General features: G+C 63.6%; 20 protein-coding genes. 9 read left to right on the forward strand and 11 right to left on the reverse strand.

Features of this window, described 5'->3' with window-relative positions; genetic code table 11:
• Positions 1-11: 11 nt before the first annotated feature.
• The 5 genes from sufC to AC4D1W_RS11460 form a co-directional block, all read right to left on the reverse strand.
• Positions 12-785 (reverse strand): Fe-S cluster assembly ATPase SufC, encoded by a 774-nt coding sequence (sufC, locus tag AC4D1W_RS11440; protein ID WP_490891506.1) that lies wholly within the window; start codon positions 783-785, stop codon positions 12-14.
• Between the two features lie 71 nt (positions 786-856).
• A complete protein-coding gene (locus AC4D1W_RS11445; RefSeq protein WP_490898805.1) occupies positions 857-1,231 on the reverse strand; it encodes a non-heme iron oxygenase ferredoxin subunit in 375 nt (124 codons plus the stop codon).
• On the reverse strand, positions 1,231-2,541 hold the full coding sequence (sufD, locus tag AC4D1W_RS11450) for a Fe-S cluster assembly protein SufD (protein WP_490898806.1): 1,311 nt from the start codon (positions 2,539-2,541) through the stop codon (positions 1,231-1,233). Before sufD ends, AC4D1W_RS11445 begins: the two co-directional genes overlap by 1 nt.
• Entirely contained in the window at positions 2,541-4,013 is a 1,473-nt protein-coding gene (sufB, locus tag AC4D1W_RS11455; RefSeq protein WP_490891503.1) for a Fe-S cluster assembly protein SufB, read from the reverse strand. Before sufB ends, sufD begins: the two co-directional genes overlap by 1 nt.
• Positions 4,013-4,852, reverse strand: a complete 840-nt coding sequence (locus AC4D1W_RS11460; protein ID WP_490898807.1) for a helix-turn-helix transcriptional regulator — start codon at positions 4,850-4,852, stop codon at positions 4,013-4,015. Before AC4D1W_RS11460 ends, sufB begins: the two co-directional genes overlap by 1 nt.
• A gap of 176 nt (positions 4,853-5,028) precedes the next feature.
• Here AC4D1W_RS11460 and AC4D1W_RS11465 point away from each other — a divergent pair, with 176 nt between their 5' ends.
• From AC4D1W_RS11465 to AC4D1W_RS11475, 3 genes are read left to right on the forward strand one after another with little or no spacing between them, the layout of a single operon-like run.
• Positions 5,029-5,976: an ABC transporter ATP-binding protein gene (locus tag AC4D1W_RS11465; RefSeq protein ID WP_490898808.1), complete on the forward strand. Its 948-nt coding sequence runs from the start codon at positions 5,029-5,031 to the stop codon at positions 5,974-5,976.
• Positions 5,973-6,713: an ABC transporter permease gene (locus AC4D1W_RS11470; RefSeq protein ID WP_490898809.1), complete on the forward strand. Its 741-nt coding sequence runs from the start codon at positions 5,973-5,975 to the stop codon at positions 6,711-6,713. The genes AC4D1W_RS11465 and AC4D1W_RS11470 overlap by 4 nt, the downstream gene beginning before the upstream one ends.
• Positions 6,714-6,717: 4 nt before the next feature.
• On the forward strand, positions 6,718-7,668 hold the full coding sequence (locus tag AC4D1W_RS11475; RefSeq protein ID WP_490898810.1) for a COX15/CtaA family protein: 951 nt from the start codon (positions 6,718-6,720) through the stop codon (positions 7,666-7,668).
• 3 nt (positions 7,669-7,671) lie between these two features.
• On the opposite strand, the gene AC4D1W_RS11480 is transcribed toward AC4D1W_RS11475, so the two are convergent.
• Both AC4D1W_RS11480 and AC4D1W_RS11485 read right to left on the reverse strand, forming a co-directional pair.
• Complete coding sequence (locus tag AC4D1W_RS11480; protein ID WP_490898811.1) at positions 7,672-8,577, reverse strand: dihydrodipicolinate synthase family protein; 906 nt, start codon at positions 8,575-8,577, stop codon at positions 7,672-7,674.
• A 30-nt stretch (positions 8,578-8,607) separates the two neighbouring features.
• Positions 8,608-9,558 (reverse strand): heme o synthase, encoded by a 951-nt coding sequence (locus AC4D1W_RS11485; protein ID WP_490898812.1) that lies wholly within the window; start codon positions 9,556-9,558, stop codon positions 8,608-8,610.
• Positions 9,559-9,999: 441 nt separating this feature from the next.
• On the opposite strand from AC4D1W_RS11485, the gene tkt reads away from it, so the two are divergent.
• The 6 genes from tkt to pgl are packed head-to-tail and all read left to right on the forward strand — an operon-like array spanning position 10,000 to position 18,256.
• Positions 10,000-12,171: a transketolase gene (gene tkt, locus AC4D1W_RS11490; RefSeq protein ID WP_490898862.1), complete on the forward strand. Its 2,172-nt coding sequence runs from the start codon at positions 10,000-10,002 to the stop codon at positions 12,169-12,171.
• A gap of 49 nt (positions 12,172-12,220) precedes the next feature.
• Entirely contained in the window at positions 12,221-13,333 is a 1,113-nt protein-coding gene (gene tal, locus AC4D1W_RS11495) for a transaldolase (protein WP_490898813.1), read from the forward strand.
• Between the two features lie 6 nt (positions 13,334-13,339).
• On the forward strand, positions 13,340-14,977 hold the full coding sequence (locus tag AC4D1W_RS11500) for a phosphoglucose isomerase-related protein (protein WP_490898814.1): 1,638 nt from the start codon (positions 13,340-13,342) through the stop codon (positions 14,975-14,977).
• Positions 14,978-16,519 (forward strand): glucose-6-phosphate dehydrogenase, encoded by a 1,542-nt coding sequence (gene zwf, locus AC4D1W_RS11505; RefSeq protein ID WP_490891492.1) that lies wholly within the window; start codon positions 14,978-14,980, stop codon positions 16,517-16,519.
• Positions 16,516-17,457, forward strand: a complete 942-nt coding sequence (locus tag AC4D1W_RS11510) for a glucose-6-phosphate dehydrogenase assembly protein OpcA (protein WP_490891490.1) — start codon at positions 16,516-16,518, stop codon at positions 17,455-17,457. Before zwf ends, AC4D1W_RS11510 begins: the two co-directional genes overlap by 4 nt.
• Positions 17,447-18,256, forward strand: coding sequence for a 6-phosphogluconolactonase (pgl, locus tag AC4D1W_RS11515; RefSeq protein ID WP_490891488.1), 810 nt, complete (start codon positions 17,447-17,449; stop codon positions 18,254-18,256). Before AC4D1W_RS11510 ends, pgl begins: the two co-directional genes overlap by 11 nt.
• Here the strand turns inward: pgl and AC4D1W_RS11520 are convergent.
• From AC4D1W_RS11520 to AC4D1W_RS11535, 4 genes are all read right to left on the reverse strand, one after another.
• Positions 18,253-18,627 (reverse strand): RNA polymerase-binding protein RbpA, encoded by a 375-nt coding sequence (locus AC4D1W_RS11520; RefSeq protein ID WP_490891486.1) that lies wholly within the window; start codon positions 18,625-18,627, stop codon positions 18,253-18,255. The two genes, pgl and AC4D1W_RS11520, sit on opposite strands and share 4 nt — an antisense overlap.
• A gap of 135 nt (positions 18,628-18,762) precedes the next feature.
• Positions 18,763-19,014, reverse strand: coding sequence for a preprotein translocase subunit SecG (gene secG, locus AC4D1W_RS11525; RefSeq protein ID WP_026543639.1), 252 nt, complete (start codon positions 19,012-19,014; stop codon positions 18,763-18,765).
• Between the two features lie 20 nt (positions 19,015-19,034).
• A complete protein-coding gene (gene tpiA, locus AC4D1W_RS11530) occupies positions 19,035-19,850 on the reverse strand; it encodes a triose-phosphate isomerase (RefSeq protein WP_490898815.1) in 816 nt (271 codons plus the stop codon).
• Positions 19,851-19,885: 35 nt separating this feature from the next.
• The gene (locus tag AC4D1W_RS11535; RefSeq protein ID WP_490898816.1) at positions 19,886-21,133 is read right to left on the reverse strand and encodes a phosphoglycerate kinase; all 1,248 of its coding nucleotides are present in this window, start codon (positions 21,131-21,133) and stop codon (positions 19,886-19,888) included.
• Positions 21,134-21,135 lie beyond the last annotated feature (2 nt).

Raw genomic sequence — 21,135 nt, forward strand, 5'->3', positions numbered from 1 at the left:
CTGGAAGTGAATCAGGCGCCGGCGGTAGCCGCGCCGGGCACGAGGAAGCGGTCGTAGCCCTCTTCCTCAAGGCGGTCAGCAAGCTCAGGGCCGCCCTCCTCGGCGATCCGACCGTCAACGAAGACGTGCACGAAGTCCGGCTTGATGTAACGCAGGATGCGGGTGTAGTGCGTGATGAGCAGCGTGCCCATCTTGCCCCCGCTGTGCTCACGGTTGACGCCTTCGGAGACGACCTTCAGCGCATCGACGTCGAGGCCGGAATCGGTTTCGTCGAGGATGGCGAACTTCGGCTTGAAGAGCTCGAGCTGGAGGATCTCCACACGCTTCTTTTCGCCGCCGGAGAAACCTTCGTTGACATTGCGCTGCGCGAAGTCGGCGTCGATGCGCAGCTGAGTCATCGCTTCCTTGACGTCCTTGGTCCAGTGGCGAAGGCTCGGGGCTTTACCATCGAGTGCCGTCTTGGCAGTCCGCAGGAAGTTGGTCATGGTGACGCCTGGGACCTCGACCGGGTACTGCATGGCGAGGAAGAGGCCTGCGCGGGCGCGTTCGTCAACGCTCATCTCCAGGACGTCCTCGCCGTCGAGCGTGATTGAGCCGCTGTCCACGGTGTACCGGGGGTGGCCGGCGATCGTCGACGCGAGGGTGGACTTGCCGGAACCGTTCGGGCCCATGATGGCGTGGATCTCACCGGTGTTGATGGTCAGGCTGACGCCTTTGAGGATGGGCTTGGTGCCCTGTTCCGTCACAATGCTGACGTGCAGGTCCTTGATCTCAAGGGTGGACATCTGTGGATTCTCCTTTGCATCCTGCATGCGCAGGGTTGCTCAAATATTCGAAAGTTTAGCTGCGTGTTTGTTCAGGCGCGATTGGGGACCGGCGCGGAGTTGGTCACCGTGGTGATATCCACGTAGACCTCGTCTCCGTGGATCTCAAGCGCGAACACCGGCACGGGTTCGTAGGCGGGGAGCTGGAGCGGCATGCCGCTGCGCAGATCGAATTGGGACCCGTGTCCCCAGCATTCGATCCTGCAACCCTCCACATCGCCCTCTGACAAGGAGATATCGGCGTGCGAGCAGGTGTCACCGATGGCGTGGATACCGCCGTCGGAGTCCTTCACGATCGCTACCGGATAATCGTCGATCAGGATCCGCAGTGCCTGCTTGACCTGAATATCATTCACGTTGCAGACAATCTCGCCCTTCGGCGCCCCGTTTGTCGGTGATTCGCTCATCAGATGTTCCCTGCAGCCAGCTCGCGTTCCACAGCTTCAGTGAGACGCTCTTCCAGAACCGGCACCTTGATCTGCTGGATGACCTCGTTGAGGAATCCACGCACCACGAGCCGGCGTGCGGTCTTCTCATCAATACCGCGGGCCATCAGGTAGAACAGGTGCTCGTCGTCGAACCTGCCGGTGGCGCTGGCGTGGCCGGCACCCTCGATCAGACCGGTTTCGATCTCAAGGTTCGGCACCGAGTCCGAGCGCGCTCCGTCGGTCAGCACAAGGTTGCGGTTGACCTCGTAAGTGTCCGTTCCCTCAGCTTCCTTGCGGATGAGGACGTCGCCCACCCACACGGTGTGCGCGTCCTTGCCCTGCAGTGCACCCTTGTAGGTCACGCGGGACTTGCAGTTCGGAACGGCATGGTCAACCAGCAGACGCTGCTCAAGGTGCTGCCCGGCGTCGGCGAAGTACAGCCCGTACATTTCGACTTCGGAGCCGGGGGCGGTGAAGAACGACGACGGGGTCAGGCGCACCAGGTCGCCGCCGAGGCTGACCACCACGTGCTTGAAGCGCGCGTCGCGGCCCACCTTTGCCTGTTGGGAGGAGACGTGAACGGCGTCGTCGTCCCATTCCTGGACGCTCACCACCGTGAGTTCAGCGCCGTCGCCGACGAGGATTTCGACGTTCTGGGCGAGAACAGCACTGCCCTGGTGGTCGAGGACCACCACTGCGCGCGAGAACTTGCGCGCGTCGATGATGAGGTGCTGTGCAGAAGCGGCGTTGTCGTTGCCGCGTACACTCACGGTGACCTCGCAGTCAGCGACTGTCTCCTCGGGGATGGTGATCACGGTTGCGGCGGTGACAGCTTCCCAGGCGGCAGCGGAGACCCGGTCCTCAGGGACGGCGGCGCAACCGAAGCGCGCGTCATCACGGCCGACGGTCTCGATCTGGACATTGGAGGCACCCGTTACGGTGACGGTGGGGCCCTGGCCGGACAACGGGTCGCTGTCCAATCCGCGAAGACGCTTGAGCGGGGTGAACCGCCAGTCCTCCTCGCGGCCTGTCAGCGGCGCAAAATCCGCCAAACGGTAGGACTTGAGACGCTCGCCGCGCGAAGCCTCCGGCACTACCGGCTCGTCGCCGTGGCTGTGCCGGCGTGCGCCATGCTGTTCAGTGCCTGTGTTCAGCGGAGAAAGGTTTTCGCCCTCCTCGGTGAAGCCGTCAATAGCCACCTTCGCATCGGTCGACGGGGCTCCGATCCTGGCCTTCTCGTCGGTCGTGATTTCTGAAAGTTCAGGGCTCAACTGTGAGGTTTCGGCCATTAGCCTACGGCTCCTTCCATCTGGAGTTCGATCAAGCGGTTCAGTTCGAGGGCGTACTCCATCGGGAGTTCGCGGGCGATGGGCTCGATGAAGCCACGGACGATCATCGCCATCGCCTCGTCTTCGGGCATACCGCGGGACATGAGGTAGAACAGCTGCTCTTCGCTCACGCGGGAGACAGTGGCCTCATGGCCCATCGTGACGTCGTCCTCACGGATGTCCACGTACGGGTATGTGTCCGACCGGGAGATCGTGTCGACCAGCAGGGCGTCACAACGGACGGTGTTCGCCGAGTGCTTCGCGCCCTCGCGGACCTGCACGAGGCCACGGTAGGCGGCGCGTCCGCCACCGCGGGCAACCGACTTGGAGATGATCGAGGACTTGGTGTTCGGAGCGATGTGAACCATCTTCGAACCGGTGTCCTGGTGCTGGCCTTCGCCTGCGAACGCGATCGAAAGAGTCTCGCCCTTCGCATGCTCGCCGACAAGGTACACGGCCGGGTACTTCATGGTGACCTTCGAACCGATATTTCCGTCCACCCACTCCATGGTTGCGCCCTCGTGCGCGATGGCGCGCTTGGTGACCAGGTTGTAAACGTTGTTGGACCAGTTCTGGATGGTCGTGTAGCGAACGCGTGCGTTCTTCTTCACGATGATCTCAACGACGGCGGAGTGGAGCGAATCGGACGTGTAGATCGGCGCCGTGCAGCCCTCGATGTAGTGAACGTAGGAGCCCTCGTCCGCGATGATCAGCGTCCGCTCGAACTGGCCCATGTTCTCGGTGTTGATCCGGAAGTACGCCTGCAGCGGGATTTCCACGTGAACGCCCGGCGGGACGTAGACGAAGGATCCGCCGGACCATACGGCGGTGTTCAGTGACCCGAACTTGTTGTCACCCACAGGAATTACCGAGCCGAAGTACTCTTCAAAGAACTCCGGGTGCTCGCGCAGCGCCGTGTCGGTATCCATGAAGATGACGCCCTGGCGCTCAAGTTCCTCATTGATCTGGTGGTAGACAACCTCGGACTCGTACTGCGCCGCGACCCCTGAAACCAGGCGGTTACGCTCAGCCTCGGGGATACCGAGCTTCTCGTAGGTGTTCTTGATGTCCTCGGGGAGCTCTTCCCAGCTCCCCGCCTGCTTCTCGGTGGAGCGGACGAAGTACTTGATGTTGTCGAAGTCGATGCCCGACAGGTCCGCGCCCCACGCCGGCATGGGCTTGCGGTCGAAGTACTTCAGGCCCTTGAGCCGCATGTCGAGCATCCACTCGGGCTCGCTCTTCTTGGCTGAGATGTCGCGAACGACTTCCTCATCGAGACCGCGCTTTGCGTTGGCGCCGACGTCGTTCTTGTCGGCCCAGCCATACTCGTAGTTGCCGATGCCGTGGAGCTCCGGGTTCCTCTCGAGGATGTCGCTGATCACTCCTGCCGGCACGGCGTCGGGAACCAATGCCTTCTCTGTCTGATCCGTCATCACGGCCTTCCTTGCTGATGGTTGGAGACGTTTGTCGTGTATGGGTGCGACGCCGGGACGGCGCTGTCGGGTAGTTGGCCGCCGGATCCGCTCACGCGTGCAATTCGGCCAATCGGTATGTGGGTTGTGCAGACGTGGCCGCCGCTTGCGAGGGTCGAGAGCCGGCGGACGTCCACGCCGAGGAGCCGGGCGAACACCGCGGTTTCCTGATCACAGAAGTCCGGAAAGCGCGTTGCGAGTTCCTGGATGGGACAGTGTCCCTGGCACAGCTGGATGCTCAGCATCGCGGCGTTCGGCGCGTTGCGGCCGATTTCCCGGGTGGAACCCACGAAGCCGTCAAGGCTCAGTGCCTCGGCAAGGGCTACCGCCTTGTCCTCAATGCTGTCGCCTGCTGACTCGACGATGGGTCGGTACCGCTCTTCCATGTCGGCGAACCGGCCTGCCGCAAACTGGCGGACGGCGTCGGGCCCTGCCATCTCGCGCAGCTGTCCCAGGGCAGCCTGGGCGATGTGCAGGTAGTCATTGCCAAGGCGCGTCTGACCACGCTGGCTGAGGACATAGCGCCGGGCTGGACGACCGGCGCCCGGGGATCGACTGCCGACCACCTTGACCTCGATCAGGCCGTCACGGGACAGTGCGTCCAGATGACGCCGGACGGCTGCCGGGGTGTAACCCAACCGATCACCCAGTTCAGCTGCGCTCACAGGTCCGTGCTCAAGAACCGCGGAGAGCACCTTGTCCCTCGTGCGTTCGTCAACAGCACGCCGTGAGTCGACGTCATCAGTTCCCACGAATGCGCTGTGCACCTTGGTCCGGCCGGGAGCAACTGATTGTGACATCGCGGGCCTCCTTAGTGCACTGGGGAACGGGCCGGGATCCCGACCGAAGAAATTTTGTCCAATTTAGACAACATAACCGTGACCTAATCTATTCCAGATCACCACCGGCTTCCAGTAAGGCGAGGCTACCCACGCTCCGGAATGAAGGCAGTTACTACGTGGCGTAGAATTATGCGGTGCCTTCCTCCTCCCCCGCCGTAGAAGTGAGCGGGCTCGTCAAGGACTTCGGCCCGGTCTCATCACTCGACGGCAAGATGGCCCACGTGCTCGACGGCGTGAGTCTACGCGCAGACAAGGGCCGCGTCACGGCGCTGCTGGGTGCAAACGGAGCGGGCAAGACAACAACGCTCGAGTGCGCACAGGGTCTTCAGAAACCCAGCGGCGGCAGTGTGCGCCTGCTTGGAGAGGATCCATGGCGCGCGGGTGCCGCGTTGCGCAGCCGGGTCGGGATCATGTTGCAGGAAGGCGGCCTGCCTCCCGCTGTTCGGCCACTTTCCCTTCTGCGCCACGTTGCGGGCATGTACGCGTCCCCCCGCAGGGTAGATGAGCTCTCGGCCAGGCTCGGGATCGATTCGTTCGCCCAAACCCCGGTACGGCGGCTTTCAGGAGGCCAGAAGCAGCGCCTCGCGCTCGCGTGCGCGCTCGTGGGAAACCCCGAAGTGCTCTTCCTGGATGAGCCAAGCGCCGGACTCGACCCGCAGTCCCGCAACATCGTGTTCGAACTGATCAATGAACTGCGCGCAGAGGGACTGGCGATCATCCTTACCACCCATCTCCTTGACGACGCCCAGAAGCTCGCCGACTATGTGTACATCATCGACCAGGGGCGCACGGTCAGGCACGGAACCGTTTCGGAGCTGACAGCGCATGCCGCGGACGCCACGCGCGAACTCAGGTTCGAAACGCGGGAAGGCCTTTCGCTTCCGTCTGCACGTCTGCCCCACCTTGAACTTATTGAATCTTCCCCGGGCCAGTACAGGGTCAGCGGAGCACTTACTCCCCGGGACCTTGCCGTGCTCGGAGCCTGGTGGGCTGAGCAGGGCATCCTCCCGGCCTCGATCTACCTGACCTCCCGCTCGCTCGAGGACGTGTTCCTCGATATCTCCGGACGGAGCATCCGATGAGCGCCTCTTCCCTTCCCGTGCGCGTTCTGCAGCACGGCAAGTATGAGACCGTCGCCATGCTCCGCAATGGGGAGCAGTTGGTGCTCGCTATCGTGCTGCCTCTGCTCGCCCTCATGGCCATTGCCTTTACACCTTTCTTCGACGCACTCGGCATGCCCCGCCTCGAGGCTGGAACCCCGGGTGTGATCGCTCTCTGCGTGCTCTCCACGGCTTTCACCGGGCAGGGTATCGCGACGGGTTTCGACCGCCGATACGGTGTACTTCGTTTCCTTTCCACCACACCGCTCGGCCGCAGCGGACTGATCCTCGGCAAGGTTCTCGCAGTTGGCGCAGTGCTTGCCATTCAGGTCATTGTCATCTGCACGACGGCGGTCCTGCTCGGCTGGCAGCCCCCGCTCAGCGGGATCCTTCCCGCTCTCGCCATGCTTGTTCCGGGAATCGCAGCATTCACCGCGCTCGGTTTGCTTATCGCCGGCACCCTGCGGCCGGAAGCCACTCTCGCCGTAACGAACCTGGCGTGGGTGCTCCTTGCCGCAGTCGGCGGCACCGTCATTCCGCGCAGCAGCCTTCCGGAAGCGATCCAGCCCCTCGTCGCGCTGCTGCCGTCAGCGGCCCTCGGAGACGGATTGCGCGAGGCACTGACATCCGGCACGTTCGACCTGTGGTCCTTCGCACTGCTGTGCGGCTGGGCCGCCGTCGTGGGTCTGGCCGCCGTCCGCTGGTTCAAATGGAGTTAGGAACATGACTCAGCTCTCCCCCACCCGCAAGAACGTGCGCCTGCCACGGACGGTTACGCCGACGGTCCGCGGACTGGCACTGGCTTCCCTCATCTCCCAGATCCTCATCGTGCTCACCGGCGGCGCTGTGCGACTGACTGCCTCCGGACTCGGCTGTCCTGAGTGGCCCCGCTGCACTGCCGACTCCATTGTCAGCACCCCGGAGATGGGCATGCACGGAGTCATCGAATTCGGCAACCGCCTGCTGACGTTTGTCCTCACCGCAATCGCGGTTGCCATGCTGATTTCACTCTGGAACATGCGCAAGACGCGCCGCGATCTGTTCGTGCCCGCCGTCGTGCTTCTCGCAGGCATACCCGCGCAGGCAGTCGTCGGCGGAATCACAGTTCTGACTCAGCTGAACCCTTGGATTGTCGGCTGGCACTTCATCATCTCCATGATCCTGATCACCGTTGCGACAGTGCTGGTCAACCGCAGTCGGCTCACGGCCGCGGAAGCCGCCGCTGATAATGAACCGCGCGCCACACCCCTGCTTCGGCAGCTTCTGGTTGCCGCCGCCGTACTGGTGGCAGCGGCGGTGCTGTTCGGCGTCGTCGTCACCGGATCCGGACCGCATGCCGGGGATTCGGGCGCAGCGCGGAACAATCTGAACCCGGATCTTATGACACGCATCCACGCCGCTCCGGTGTACCTGCTTGTGTTGACAGTCCTTGTCCTGGTTGTCGCTGCATATCGGCTGAGGGTTGCGCGCCGGCTACGGGTCGCGCTGGTCATTCTCGCCGTCGTCGTCTTCGCGCAGGGAGCGATCGGCTACCTGCAGCACTTCCTCCACCTGCCGGTGGCCCTGGTTGCACTGCATATGCTGGGCGCATCCCTGCTCACTGCAGCAATGGCACACGCCGTCTATGTCGGGTTCACCCGACGGCGAGTGGATCAGCCCGCTCACCTCCGGTAGGTGTCAGCGCAGGACGCCGTCCTCGATATCGTCGAACGCCTCGGCAAGCCGTGCAAGGTCCCGCTGCTCGCTACCGGCGATTGGAAGCAGGGGGCGGCGCGGATCGCCGGCATCCACCCCGCAGGCCCGGCCCAGGGCGTGCAAGCCGCTGAGCTTCCGCAGCCGATGCACCGCCTGGACTACCGGCACCAGCCGGGACCGTTCTACCGCAACCCGCGCCGCATCGCCGTCCAGGACCGCGCCCCGGAAAGCCAGATAGCTCGCCGGGAGGAGCGCCGCCAGGCCCGTATGCCAGGCATCAGCCGTCACCTCGCCGGAGGCAATAAGCGGATCCCCGCTGGCGCCGTGGCTGATGGGCCGGTCCAGCACATCCCGCAGCCTGGCGGCCCGTTCGGCGAATTCCGCAGGCGTCGCGGCAGTGTCCTTGAAAGCGACGAGGGTGGGCACATGCGCTAGCCGTCCCACGAGCTCCACCTCGATGGAGAACTGGGTTGTCGACGGATTGTTGTAAAGGCAGATGGGCAACGTGGTCGATGAGGCCACCTCTTCGACCAGGCCGACGAGTTCATCGTCGGTGAGCGGCAGGTAGGACACCGGTGAGAGAACCACTCCGTCCGCTCCGAGCTGCTCGGCGGCTAGGGCACCCGCCACCACCTCGCGGGTTGCGACGGCGCTGATTCCTGCGGCAACGGGTACCCGCCCGGCGGCCGCCTCTACGGCGGTGGCCAGAACCTGCTTCCGCTCCTCTGCGTCAAGGTAGGCGAAACTGCCGGAGGATCCGAGCACGGTGACGCCGTTCACCCCAGAGCGGGCCAGACGGTCGACGAGCAGCGTGAGCTCAGCTGAATTCAATCCGCCGTTCACATCAAAAGGCGTCAGGGGGTACGCAACCACTCCGGTGAAGACCATTCCTCCATCCTAGGTGGATAGTCACCCTACCTACGCGGCAAAAACCGCCGCACCTACAAAGGGATCGATGGCGAGGGCAAGGAACAGAATGGTCAGGTAGCTGATCGAACCGTGGAAGACCTTCATTGCACCCTTGCCGGTCACCGTGCCGGCACGGGCAGCGGCGTGCAGCTTGTGGGATTCGAGGATGAACCACCCGCCGCTGAGAACTGCTGCGGCGGTGTATACCCAGCCTGCCCCGCCCGCCGGCACAAGGAGGAGTGAGCAGATCACCGTTGCCCAGGCGTAGAGAACCACCTGGACGGAAACGACGCCGGGGCCCGCAATGGCTCCAAGCATGGGAACGTTCGCGGCGTTGTAGTCGTCGCTGTACTTCATCGACAGCGGCCAGTAATGCGGCGGTGTCCAGAGGAAGATGACCAGGAAGAGGATCACGGCCGGCCACTCAATGGTTCCCGTGACCGCAGCCCATGCGATCAGGACAGGCATGCATCCCGCCGCGCCGCCCCAGACAATGTTCTGCGCGGTGCGCCGCTTCAGGATGAGGGTGTAAATAACGACGTAGAAGAAAATCGCCGCCACTCCCAGCCACGCGGCGAGAGGGTTGGCCCCCACCCAAAGGATGCCGACGGCGGCAACGCCGAGGAGCGAGGCGAAAACCAGCGCTTCCCGCGGTGTCACCTCGCCCGTCACGAGCGGCCGGTTAACCGTGCGGTTCATGACCTTGTCGATGTCCCGGTCGAGATAGCAGTTGAAGGCGCCGGCGCTCCCCGCGGCGAACGCGCCGCCGACCATGGTGGCAATAACAAGGACCAGCGATGGGAAGCCGCCCTGGGCGAAGATCATGGTGGGAAGAGTCGTTACCAGCAGCAGTTCGATGACCCGGGGTTTGGTCAGTGCCAGATACGCCCGAAGCTTGCGGGATACGCCGCTGCCTGCCTGATGCACGCTGGGCGCAACTGCCGCCTGGTCGAAATTCACGGGAGGATGCTCTGCTTCTCTGTGAGGTTAAAGTCCGTCGCTATCATACCCGGTCGTTATGTCTTTTTTACAGCTCGTAGAAAACATGGAGGCGACACGGCAGGCGTCGCGCCGCCGTCGTTCGTGTCCTTGTGTGACCCTTCACAAAAGGTTGGTCCACGCGCATTCGGAGCCGAAAGCGCTAAGGTGGCATGTATCACCTGGATCACTCCCGCACGCCGGGACGCACGACGAATACCCGGGGGCCATGGTTCTCGGGAGAGTTGTCAGCACTACCCCAACGTGCGGGGATCCGGTTTGGTCGAAACGCAGCATTATTCAAGTTTTCAACGGTGAACGGCCGGCTGGCCGCGGGGACTTTCGCGTCCGTGGCGCAGTCTCACTCGGCGCCGCGGCGCTGGCCGTGACGTAACAGAGAGGGGCCCGGTGAACGTGCCACAGCTGGAAAAGCAGGAACTGGACTGGAATGAACTGGATGAGCGCGCGGTAGACGCAATTCGCGTACTCGCGGCAGATGCCGTGGAGAAGGTGGGCAACGGCCACCCTGGAACAGCGATGAGCCTGGCCCCGGCGGCCTACCTCCTCTTCCAGAAGTTCATGCGCCATGATCCGACCGACCCGGAGTGGACCGGTCGGGACCGCTTTGTACTCTCCCCCGGGCACACATCGCTCACCCTTTACATCCAGCTCTTCCTTTCCGGCTACGGCCTGGAGCTTGATGATCTGAAGGCTCTGCGCACCTGGGGCTCCAAGACCCCCGGCCACCCGGAGTACCGCCACACCGCCGGCGTCGAAATCACCACCGGACCGCTCGGCCAGGGCCTCGCTTCCTCCGTAGGCTTCGCCTACGCCCAGCGCCGCATGCGCGGGCTGCTGGATCCCGAAGCGCCGCAGGGTGAGAGCCCCTTCGACCACACCATCTGGGTGATTGCATCCGACGGCGACCTCCAAGAAGGCGTGACCTCCGAGGCGTCATCCCTTGCCGGGCACCAGGAACTGGGCAACCTGGTGATGATCTACGACGAGAACCACATCTCCATCGAGGATGACACCGACATCGCCTTCACCGAGGACGTCCTCGACCGGTACGCCGCCTACGGCTGGCACACCCAGCGGGTCGACTGGACCAAGACCGGTGAATACGTCGAAGACGTCGCCGAGCTGTACAACGCACTCAACGCTGCGAAGGCAGAGACCTCGCGTCCCTCGATCATCTCACTGCGCACCATCATCGGCTGGCCTGCACCGAACAAGCAGAACACCGGCAAGATCCACGGTTCGGCCCTCGGCAAGGACGAGGTTGCGGCGCTCAAGTCCACTCTCGGATTCGATCCGGAACAGGACTTCCAGGTCGACGACGAGGTGCTGGCCCACGCCCGGAAGGTTGTGGAGCGCGGACAGGAAGAGCGCAAGAGCTGGGAAGACACCTTCAGCGCCTGGAAGGCATCCAACCCGGACAGCGCCGCGCTGCTCGAGCGGATCTCCGCGCGGGAGCTTCCCGAGGGCTGGGAGTCCAGCCTTCCGGAATTCGAGGCCGGCAAGGACATGTCCACACGCGCCGCTTCGGGCAAGGTCCTCAGCGCCATCGGTCCGGTTCTGCCGGAACTCTGGGGCGGGTCCGCTGACCTCGCCGAGTCGAACAACACCACGATCGAGGGATCCCCATCCTTCGTCCCTGCAAGCAAGCAGACCGATGCCTGGTCCGGAAACCCCTACGGCCGGGTTCTGCACTTCGGAATCCGCGAGCATGCTGCGGCGGCCATCGTGAACGGCATTGTGATGCACAGCAGCACTCGCGCCTTCTCGGGCACCTTCCTGATCTTCAGCGATTACCAGCGGCCCGCCATCCGGCTCGGTGCGCTCATGGGAGTCCCGGCGATCTATGTGTGGACACACGACTCCATCGGTCTCGGTGAAGACGGTCCTACGCACCAGCCCGTCGAGCAGCTCGCTTCGCTGCGAGCCATTCCCGGTCTCGATGTTGTCCGTCCGGGTGACGCCAATGAGGTTGCAGTAGCGTGGCGCACCATCCTGGAGAACACGTCCAACCCTGCGGGCATCGTTCTCACACGCCAGAACATTCCCACCTGGGAACGCGGAGACGGCGAAGCAAGCGGAGACACCTTCGCGTCGGCGGAAGGCGTCGCCAAGGGTGCCTACGTGCTTGCGGAAGCACCCAATGGTGATCCGGACGTCATCCTGATCGCCACCGGTTCCGAGGTCCAGCTTGCCGTTGAGGCTCGCACCGCACTGCAGAAGGAAGGGGTCGCCGCCCGCGTTGTGTCCCTTCCTTGCCTCGAGTGGTTCAACAAGCAGGACGAGTCCTACCGCGAATCGGTTCTGCCCTCCGGCATCCGGGCACGCGTTTCCGTCGAGGCCGGTATCGCTCAGGGCTGGCGGGAGCTGGTCGGTGACGCCGGCAGGTCCGTTTCGCTGGAGCATTTCGGAGCGTCAGCGGATTACAAGACCCTCTTCCGCGAATTCGGAATCACCTCCGAAGCCGTAGTTGAGGCTGCCCGCGATTCCATTGCTGCCGCAGATACACGCAACGCTCCGGAGGGGACCTCGGCAGCAGCCGGCGCGTCCGCCTCCACAACGGGCGACCGTCTCTAGCAGCCCCCCACCGAACAGCACAATTCACCTGGTTCAAGGAGAAAAACCCATGACTCCCACCCCTACCGCCGCTCTTTCCCAGGCCGGCGTGTCCATCTGGCTGGATGACCTCTCACGTGAGCGCATCAACTCGGGTGCCTTCAAGCGCCTGATCGAGGACCTCAACGTAGTCGGCGTCACCACCAACCCGAGTATTTTCGCCGCAGCGCTGAAGCAGGGCGAGTCCTACGCCTCCCAGGTCGGTGCCCTTGCAGAAGCCGGTGCCGACGTCGACCGGGCCGTCTTCGATATCACCACGCACGACGTCGCGCAGGCTTGCGACATCTTTGCCGCGGAGGCCGAGCGGACCGGCGGCGTCGATGGCCGGGTGTCGATCGAGGTGGATCCCCGCCTTGCTCGAGACACTGCGGGAACGATCGAGGAAGCCAAGCGCCTGCACGCGAAGGTCCAGCGGACGAACGTCCTGATCAAGATTCCGGCGACCGTTGAGGGTCTTGAGGCAATCTCAACGACCCTCGCCGCGGGTATCAGCGTCAACGTAACCCTGATCTTCTCGCTGGAACGCTACCGCGAAGTCATCAATGCATTTATGGTGGGCCTGGAACAGGCCAAGGAAAACGGCCACGATTTGTCGAAGATCCACTCGGTCGCCTCGTTCTTCGTTTCCCGCGTGGACGCCGAGATCGACAAGCGCCTCGATGCCCTCGGCAATGAGGAAGCCGCTGCACTGCGCGGCAAGGCCGGCCTCGCGAACGCCCGCCTCGCCTACCAGGTCTACGAGGAGGCATTCAGCTCCGAGCGCTGGAAGGTGCTTGCAGAAGCTGGTGCGCACCCGCAGCGTCCGCTCTGGGCCTCGACCGGTGTGAAGGACCCGGCCTACCCGGACACGCTTTACGTCACGGGTCTGGTCGCAGAAGGCGTCGTCAACACCATGCCGGAAAAGACGCTCGAGGCCACTGCGGACCACGGCGAAATCACCGGGAATACGATCACCGGCACCTACGCCGAGTCCAACGAGATCCTGGACCGCCTTGAAACCATCGGCATCTCCTACAAGGAGATCGTTAATCTGCTTGAGGAAGAAGGCCTGGACAAGTTCGTTGCGAGCTGGGGCGAACTTCTCGAGACAGTCACCACGGCGCTCGACTCAGCAAAGGGCTGATCGCTTATGGCTACCCTCTTTGTCAACGCGTCAGGGGCCGCCGCCGAAGCGATTGAGCGGGCCATTCCCGAACTGGTGGAGGAGCACGTGGCTTCCCGCATCATGGCGAAGGACTCCACTTTGTGGGGTCCCGAGTCGGAGTCCGAGGCAGCCATCCGTCTGGGTTGGGTTGACCTTGTTGATGCGTCGCGCTCACTGCTGCCCGAAATCGAGCAACTGCACAGCGACCTGTCGAACGAGGGAGTGAACCACATAGTGCTGTGCGGCATGGGTGGTTCTTCCCTCGCTCCTGAGGTCATCACCCGGTCTGCCGGAGTCGAGCTGACTGTGCTCGACTCCACCGATCCCGCGCAGGTACGCGCCGCACTGGCCGACCGCCTCGAGAGCACCGCAATAGTGGTTTCGTCCAAGTCGGGTTCCACCGTTGAAACCGACTCCCAACGCCGGGTCTTCGAGCAGGCGTTCACCGACGCGGGAATCGATGCAAAGAGCCGGATTATCATTGTCACCGATCCAGGCTCGCCGTTGGATGAGTCCGCCCGGGCAGCCGGCTACCGCGCCGTGTTCAACGCGGACCCGAACGTGGGCGGCAGGTACTCTGCGCTGACGGCTTTCGGCCTCGTGCCGTCAGGGCTGGCAGGCGCCGATGTTGCCACCCTGCTTGATGACGCGGAATCCATCTCGGAGTTCCTGTTCGACGATGACCCAGGCAACGTCGGTCTGCGCCTCGGCGCGGTCCTCGGCGGCACCCTTCCGTTGCGCGACAAGATCGTGTTCGTCGACGAAGGGTCCGGAATCATCGGCCTGGGCGACTGGGTTGAACAACTCATCGCCGAATCCACGGGCAAGCTGGGAACCGGTGTGCTCCCTGTTGTGGTGGAGGAGGACGCCCCGGAGCTTTCGTCCGGCGCTACGGACGTGTTGGCGGTACACCTGGTATCGCCCGAGTCGAACACCGAACCTTCCGGTGATGCCATCGCGGTCGGCGGCAGCCTCGGCAGTCAACTGCTGGCGTGGGAATTCGCCACCGCAGTCGCAGGCCGGCTTCTGGGCATAAATCCATTTGACCAACCCGATGTCGAAGCGGCAAAGCAGGCTGCGCGAGGACTGCTGGACGCACAGCCGGAAGCTGCAGCTCCGAACTTCGTTGACGGAGCCGTCGAGGTGCGCGGCAGCGGTACCCTTCTGGGGTCGGCGAGCACCCTCGGTGAAGCCCTGGAAGCTCTCTTCGGAGCGCTGGAGCCCAACGGCTACCTGGCGGTGCAGGCTTACCTTGACCGCATCGCGGAGGCTCCACTGGCAGAGATCCGCCCGGTCCTGAGCAGAATCACCGGCCGTCCTGTCACCTTCGGGTGGGGACCCCGATTCCTGCACTCGACCGGACAGTTCCACAAGGGCGGAACTCCTGTCGGCACCTACCTGCAGATCACCGGAGCTACATCCGAGGATCTGACTATCCCCGAGCGCCCTTTCAGCTTCGGTGAGCTGATCGCGGCCCAAGCCGCGGGGGACGCCCAGGTTCTTGAGGACGCCGGTCGACCGGTGCTCCGGCTTCACCTGGCGGACCGGTCGGCGGGAATCAAGCAACTTCACGAAGTCATCGAACGGCTGTCCGGTCGATCAGCTGAAAACGGAAACGGATAGATGCCTGACAACAGCGCAAAAATCAGGAATCCGCTGCGCGACCCGCGGGACCGGCGGCTCAGCCGGATCGCGGGTCCCGCGTCCCTGGTCCTGTTCGGGGTGACGGGTGATCTCGCCCGCAAGAAGCTGATGCCGGCGGTCTACGATCTGGCTAACCGGGGGCTCCTGCCGCCGAGTTTCGCGCTCGTTGGGTTCGGCCGCCGGAACTGGAGCGATGAGGACTTCGCGCAGGAGGTCCTCTCCTCGGTGAAGCAGTACGCTCGTACACCGTTTGATGAGTCCGTCTGGGAGCAGCTCTCAGCGGGTGTCCGATTCGTCCAGGGAAACTTCGACGACGATGCTGCTTTCGTCGAGTTGAAGAAGACCGTTGAGGACCTCGATTCCACGCGCGGGACCCGCGGTAATCACGCGTTCTACCTCTCCATCCCGCCGAAGGCGTTCGAGCTTGTGTGCCAGAAGCTCTCCGAGCACGGCCTGGCTCAGCCCGAGGAAGGGAAGTGGCGCCGGGTTGTCATCGAGAAGCCGTTCGGGCACAACCTGGAATCGGCCCGCGAGCTGAACGCCATCGTTGAAGAGGTGTTCCCGCCCGATGCTGTCTTCCGGATCGACCACTACCTTGGCAAGGAAACCGTCCAGAACATCCTTGCCCTCCGCTTTGCCAATCAGCTCTTCGAGCCGTTGTGGAATGCCAACTACGTTGACCACGTCCAGATCACGATGGCGGAAGACATCGGTATCGGCGGTCGGGCCGGGTATTACGACGGCGTCGGCGCGGCCCGCGATGTGATCCAGAATCACCTGCTGCAGTTGCTGGCCTTGACGGCGATGGAGGAACCGATCTCTTTCAACGCGGAAGACCTCCGCGCCGAAAAGGAGAAGGTTCTCGCAGCGGTCAAGTTGCCTGACGACCTGTCCACCCACTCTGCGAGGGGACAGTACGAAGGCGGCTGGCAGGGCGGCGAGCTGGTCAACGCTTTCCTCGACGAGGACGGCATCCCGGCCGACTCGATGACGGAGACCTATGCCGCAGTCAGACTGGACATCAATACCCGGCGCTGGAGCGGTGTGCCGTTCTATCTTCGTGCCGGGAAGCGGCTGGGCCGCAGGGTGACTGAGATCGCCGTCGTGTTCAAGCGTGCGCCGAATCTGCTGTTCAGGGATCACGGCGAAGGCGATTTCGGGCAGAATGCAGTGGTTATCCGCGTACAGCCCGATGAGGGTGCCACGATCCGCTTCGGGTCGAAGGTACCCGGGACACAGATGGAAGTGCGCGATGTAACGATGGACTTCGGTTACGGCCACTCCTTTACCGAGTCCAGCCCGGAAGCCTACGAGCGTCTGATCCTCGACGTGCTGCTGGGTGAACCACCGCTGTTCCCGCGTCATCAGGAAGTGGAACTGTCGTGGAAGATCCTCGATCCGTTCGAGGAGTACTGGTCGACCCTCTCCTCAGCACCTGAAAAGTATGTCCCCGGCAGCTGGGGCCCCGAATCCGCTGATGAATTGCTCGCACGCGACGGAAGGACCTGGAGGCGGCCATGATCGTCGATCTTCCCGATACAACAACCTCCAAGGTTTCAAAAGAAATCATGACCATGCGGGACAAGGGTGGCGTTGTTGCCCTTGGCCGGGTGCTGACCCTCGTTGTCATCACCCGATCAGGTCATGAGGAGGAGGCTATCCTCGCAGCGAATGAAGCGAGCCGGGAGCATCCCTGCCGCATCATCGTGCTCGCGGAGGGCACGGACTCGCAGGAGACACGGCTCGACGCACAGATCCGGGTGGGCGGTGACGCCGGCGCTTCCGAGGTAATTGTGCTACGGGGTTACGGCGAACTGGCCGGGGAAAGCGAGTCCCTGGTCTCAGCCCTCCTGCTTCCGGACGCGCCCATCGTTGCCTGGTGGCCGCACGGAGTACCCGAAGCAGCAGCGCAGACCTCCATCGGAAGCATCGCCCACCGCCGCATCACCGACTCTGGCAATGAGCCGGATCCGACGGCAGCGTTGTTCAACATCCGCCGGACGTACCAGGCCGGGGACACTGATCTGGCCTGGACACGGTTGACGAACTGGCGCATCCAGCTCGCAGCCGTCATGGAACAGCTGGATGGGTCGCCCATCACTGCGGTCACAGTCGAAGGTGCCTCCGATTCCCCCAGCACGGTGCTGCTCGCGGCCTGGCTGACGCTGGCGCTCGACACACCTGTGTCCATCGAGGCGGGCGAGCCGGGGACGGGTCTGCACCGCGTGTGTCTGTCTCGCCCTGCCGGAGACGTTGAACTGAACCGTCCGCGGCGGTCAGTGGCGGAACTGCACCAGCCGGACCAGCCGGTGCAGAGGATTTCCCTCCCCCGGCGTAGCCTGAAAGACTGTCTCGCGGAAGAGCTGCGCCGCCTCGATCCCGATGACGTATTCGGGGAAGTCATCACCGAGGGGCTCGCACGAACCAACCTGAGGAGCGTACGGACCAGTGAACACTGAACCGAAAGTCAGTATCCACCCCCACGCGGAGCTGCTTGCAGCGTCAGTAGCAGCCCGACTCGTCACACGGCTTGTCGATGTTCAGAATGAACGCGGCACGGCCACTGTGGTGCTCACGGGTGGAACGCTGGGCATCGGTGCGCTCCGTGCGCTCGCCGAGTCCCCGGCACTTTCAGCAGTCGACTGGTCAGCAGTGGATTTCTGGTGGGGCGACGAACGGTTCCTGCCTGCCGGCCACGAGGACCGGAACGCTGTCCAGGCCCGGGCCGCGCTTCTCGACCAGCTTGAAGTTTCCGAGGACCGCGTGCACGAGTTCGGAACGTCGGACGCCTTCAGCAGCCAGGACGACGCCGCAGCCGACTACGCGGCACGTCTCCAGGCGGCTGCGGATAAGGACGCCGCACTCGGCGTGGAACTCCGCGACCCGCGTCTGCCCCGGTTCGACATCCTCCTGCTCGGTGTGGGGCCGGACGCTCATGTTGCTTCCCTGTTCCCGGAGATGGCCGGAATCCGAACGAAGGGACAAACGGTGGTGGGCGTCAGCGACGCTCCGAAGCCTCCGCCCGAACGCGTGAGCCTCACCCTCGAAACAATCAACTCCGCCGAGGAAGTTTGGTTGGCAGTTGCCGGTCAAGACAAGGCCGGGGCCGTGGGTCTCGCGCTTGCCGGAGCAGGTCCTGTCCAGGTGCCCGCAGCAGGCGCACGGGGTCGACGCAAGACGCTGTGGCTTATTGACCAGGAAGCGGCAAGCCAGCTTCCTGGTCGTCTGATCGACGCCGGCGAGGCCGACGCCCGCTAGAGGGAATGGCGCTGGCGCAGCTGCGCCAGTGCGTTCTCCAGCACTTTCGTTGCTTCCGCCTCGGTGCGGCGCTCTTTCACGTACTGCAGGTGGCTCTTGAACGGCTCGTCACCGTCGACGTTGAGATCCGCTCCCGGCGAACGGCCGGCCGGCCGGCCGCACCGACCGCACTCCCAGACCTCGGGAATCTCGGCCTCACTCAGCTTCGCAAAAGTTGGCCTGGTTTCGTGGCTGTCCAGACACCAGTAGCTGACTACGGTGCGGTCAGCCACACCCTGTGAGCGTTCCGCGTCAAGATGACGTCCGGATGCGCCGTCGCTATAGCCCGACCCGATCCGTGTTCCCTTAAAAGCGTGTCCCGCGTTCACCATGGATTTCTCCCATCAGTACCGCACACGACCTGCGTTCGAGGTTCAGTGTACGCCGTGAAGTGGTGGACGCGGGATAGCTTTGAGTACCCTAAAGCGCTGCGGGCTGGATCTTCGGCCGAATCCAGCGCTGCTCCGTTACGAGTCTCCGGCGAAGCGCTGTATCAGCCCAAGGGCAACGATGACGACGCCCCAGGCGAGCCCGAGGGCCACCGTGAAACGGTTGAGGTTGCGCTCAGCGACTCCGGACGATCCCATGCTGGTTGTCATGCCGCCGCCGAACATGTCGGACATTCCACCGCCCCTGCCTTTGTGCAGCAGAATGAGCAGTGTCAGCAGCAGGCTGGTGATACCCAGCAGTACCAACAGGATGATACGGAGAATTTCCACGGTGACCTTTCAACGTGACCTTAGTCGGTCACCAGATGGTGCTCGAACCTGACAATGTTAGCAAACTCATCGACGTCGAGGCTCGCTCCGCCGACGAGCACACCGTCGACGTCGCGTTCCTTGAGTATCGCCGCAGCATTGGATGCCTTGACGGAGCCTCCATAGAGAAGCCTGACGCGCGCAGCGACCGACTCGTCGAAGAGCGCGGCCAGTTCCGCGCGAATGGCGGCACACATTTCCTGTGCATCGTCCGGACCGGCGACTTCTCCGGTCCCGATGGCCCACACCGGCTCATAAGCAATGACCAGCTCGGCTGCCTGCTCTGCGCTCAGGCCCGCAACATCCGTCCGGAGCTGGCCGAGCGTGTGCTCAACATGACTTTCCGCCTGGCGAACCTCCAGCCCCTCGCCCACGCACAGGACGGGAACCAGGTTATGACGGTACGCGGCCTGAACCTTCTGGTTCAAAAGCTCATCGGACTCGCCATGGATGGTTCGCCGCTCTGAATGGCCGACTAGCACGTAAGTACATCCGAGCTTCTCGAGAAACTGCCCGGAGATGTCCCCCGTGTACGCCCCTGAGTCAGCCGGCGAAAGATCCTGACCGCCGTAGACGACGTCGAGGTCATCACCCTTTACGAGCGTTTGTACGCCGCGCAGGTCGGTGAAGGGCGGGAACACAGCCACCTCAACACGCGAATAGTCATGCTTGGCGTCGTCGAGGGTCCACGCGAGCTTCTGCAGCAGGGTGATGCCCTGGACATGGTCCAGGTTCATCTTCCAATTGCCGGCGATCAGTGGACGACGGTCAAATGTGCCGTTCGTCGAGGAAGTCATGGGGTCTCCAGTTCTAGAAGTACTGCTTGTTGATGTCAGCGCTGCAGGGCGGTCAAGCCAGGGAGTTCCTTGCCTTCAAGGTATTCGAGGCTCGCGCCGCCACCGGTTGAGATGTGGCTGAAGCTCGATTCACCGAAGCCGAGCCCACGTACCGCTGCGGCCGAATCACCGCCGCCGACTACTGTGAGCGCGCCGGCCGCGGTTGCGTCCGCCAGTGCCTGCGCCACAGCCTTGGTACCGGCCGCGAATGCATCGAACTCGAACACGCCCATGGGCCCGTTCCAGAAAACGGTGCGTGCCTGCGAGATGTGGCGGGCGAAGGCACTGCCCGATTCGGGTCCGATATCCAGCCCCAACCCCGACGCACCATATTGCCCGGATTCCATGGCGTCTGCCGCAAGGGTCTCGCTGCCGGCGTCGGCCGCGAACTTCTCTGCCACCACGATGTCGGTGGGAAGCACGAACTCCGTGCCTGCCTCCTTCGCGCGGTCCAGATAGCCACGGACCCTATCGAGCTGGTCCTCCTCCAGCAGGCTTGAACCTACCGAGTGGCCCTGGGCGGCGAGGAACGTGAACACCATGCCACCGCCGACCAGCAGCTGGTCGGCCGTGCCGATGAGGTTCTCGATCACCGCCAGCTTGTCAGAGACCTTCGAACCGCCGAGCACAACCACGAACGGCCGCTCCGGATCAGTGGTGAGCCGCTGCAGCACGTCAACTTCAGCCTTGACGAGATCACCCTGATAGGCGGGCAGACGCGATGCGACGTCGTAAACGCTCGCATGCTTACGGTGCACCGCACCGAACGCATCATCCACGTAGGCGCCGCTCTCGCCGGTGAGCTGCACGAGCTCGTCAGCGAAAGCTCCACGTTCGGAATCATCCTTACTTGTCTCACGCGCATCGAACCGAACGTTTTGCAGGACAAGAACGCTCCCCTCGGAGAGGACCGCGGCACGGTCACGGGCGCTTTCGCCGGTCACGTCGTCGGCGAAGACCACGTCGAAGTCTGCAAGCTCCGCAAGCCGGTCGACGGCGGGCTTGAGTGAATACTTTTCCTCGGGTGCACCCTTCGGGCGGCCGAGGTGGGCCATCACGATCACCGCGGCGCCGGCCTCGGTGAGCTTGCGCAGAACCGGCAGGGAGGCACGGATGCGGCCGTCATCGGTCACACGCAAGTTGGGGAGGTCGCCGTCGAGCGGCACGTTCAGGTCCGACCGGACCAGTACGCGCCGCCCGCGGACGCCAACACTCAACAGGTCATCCAGGGATGAGTAACTCACGT

The organism is Arthrobacter sp. TJ-170, assembly GCF_058269305.1.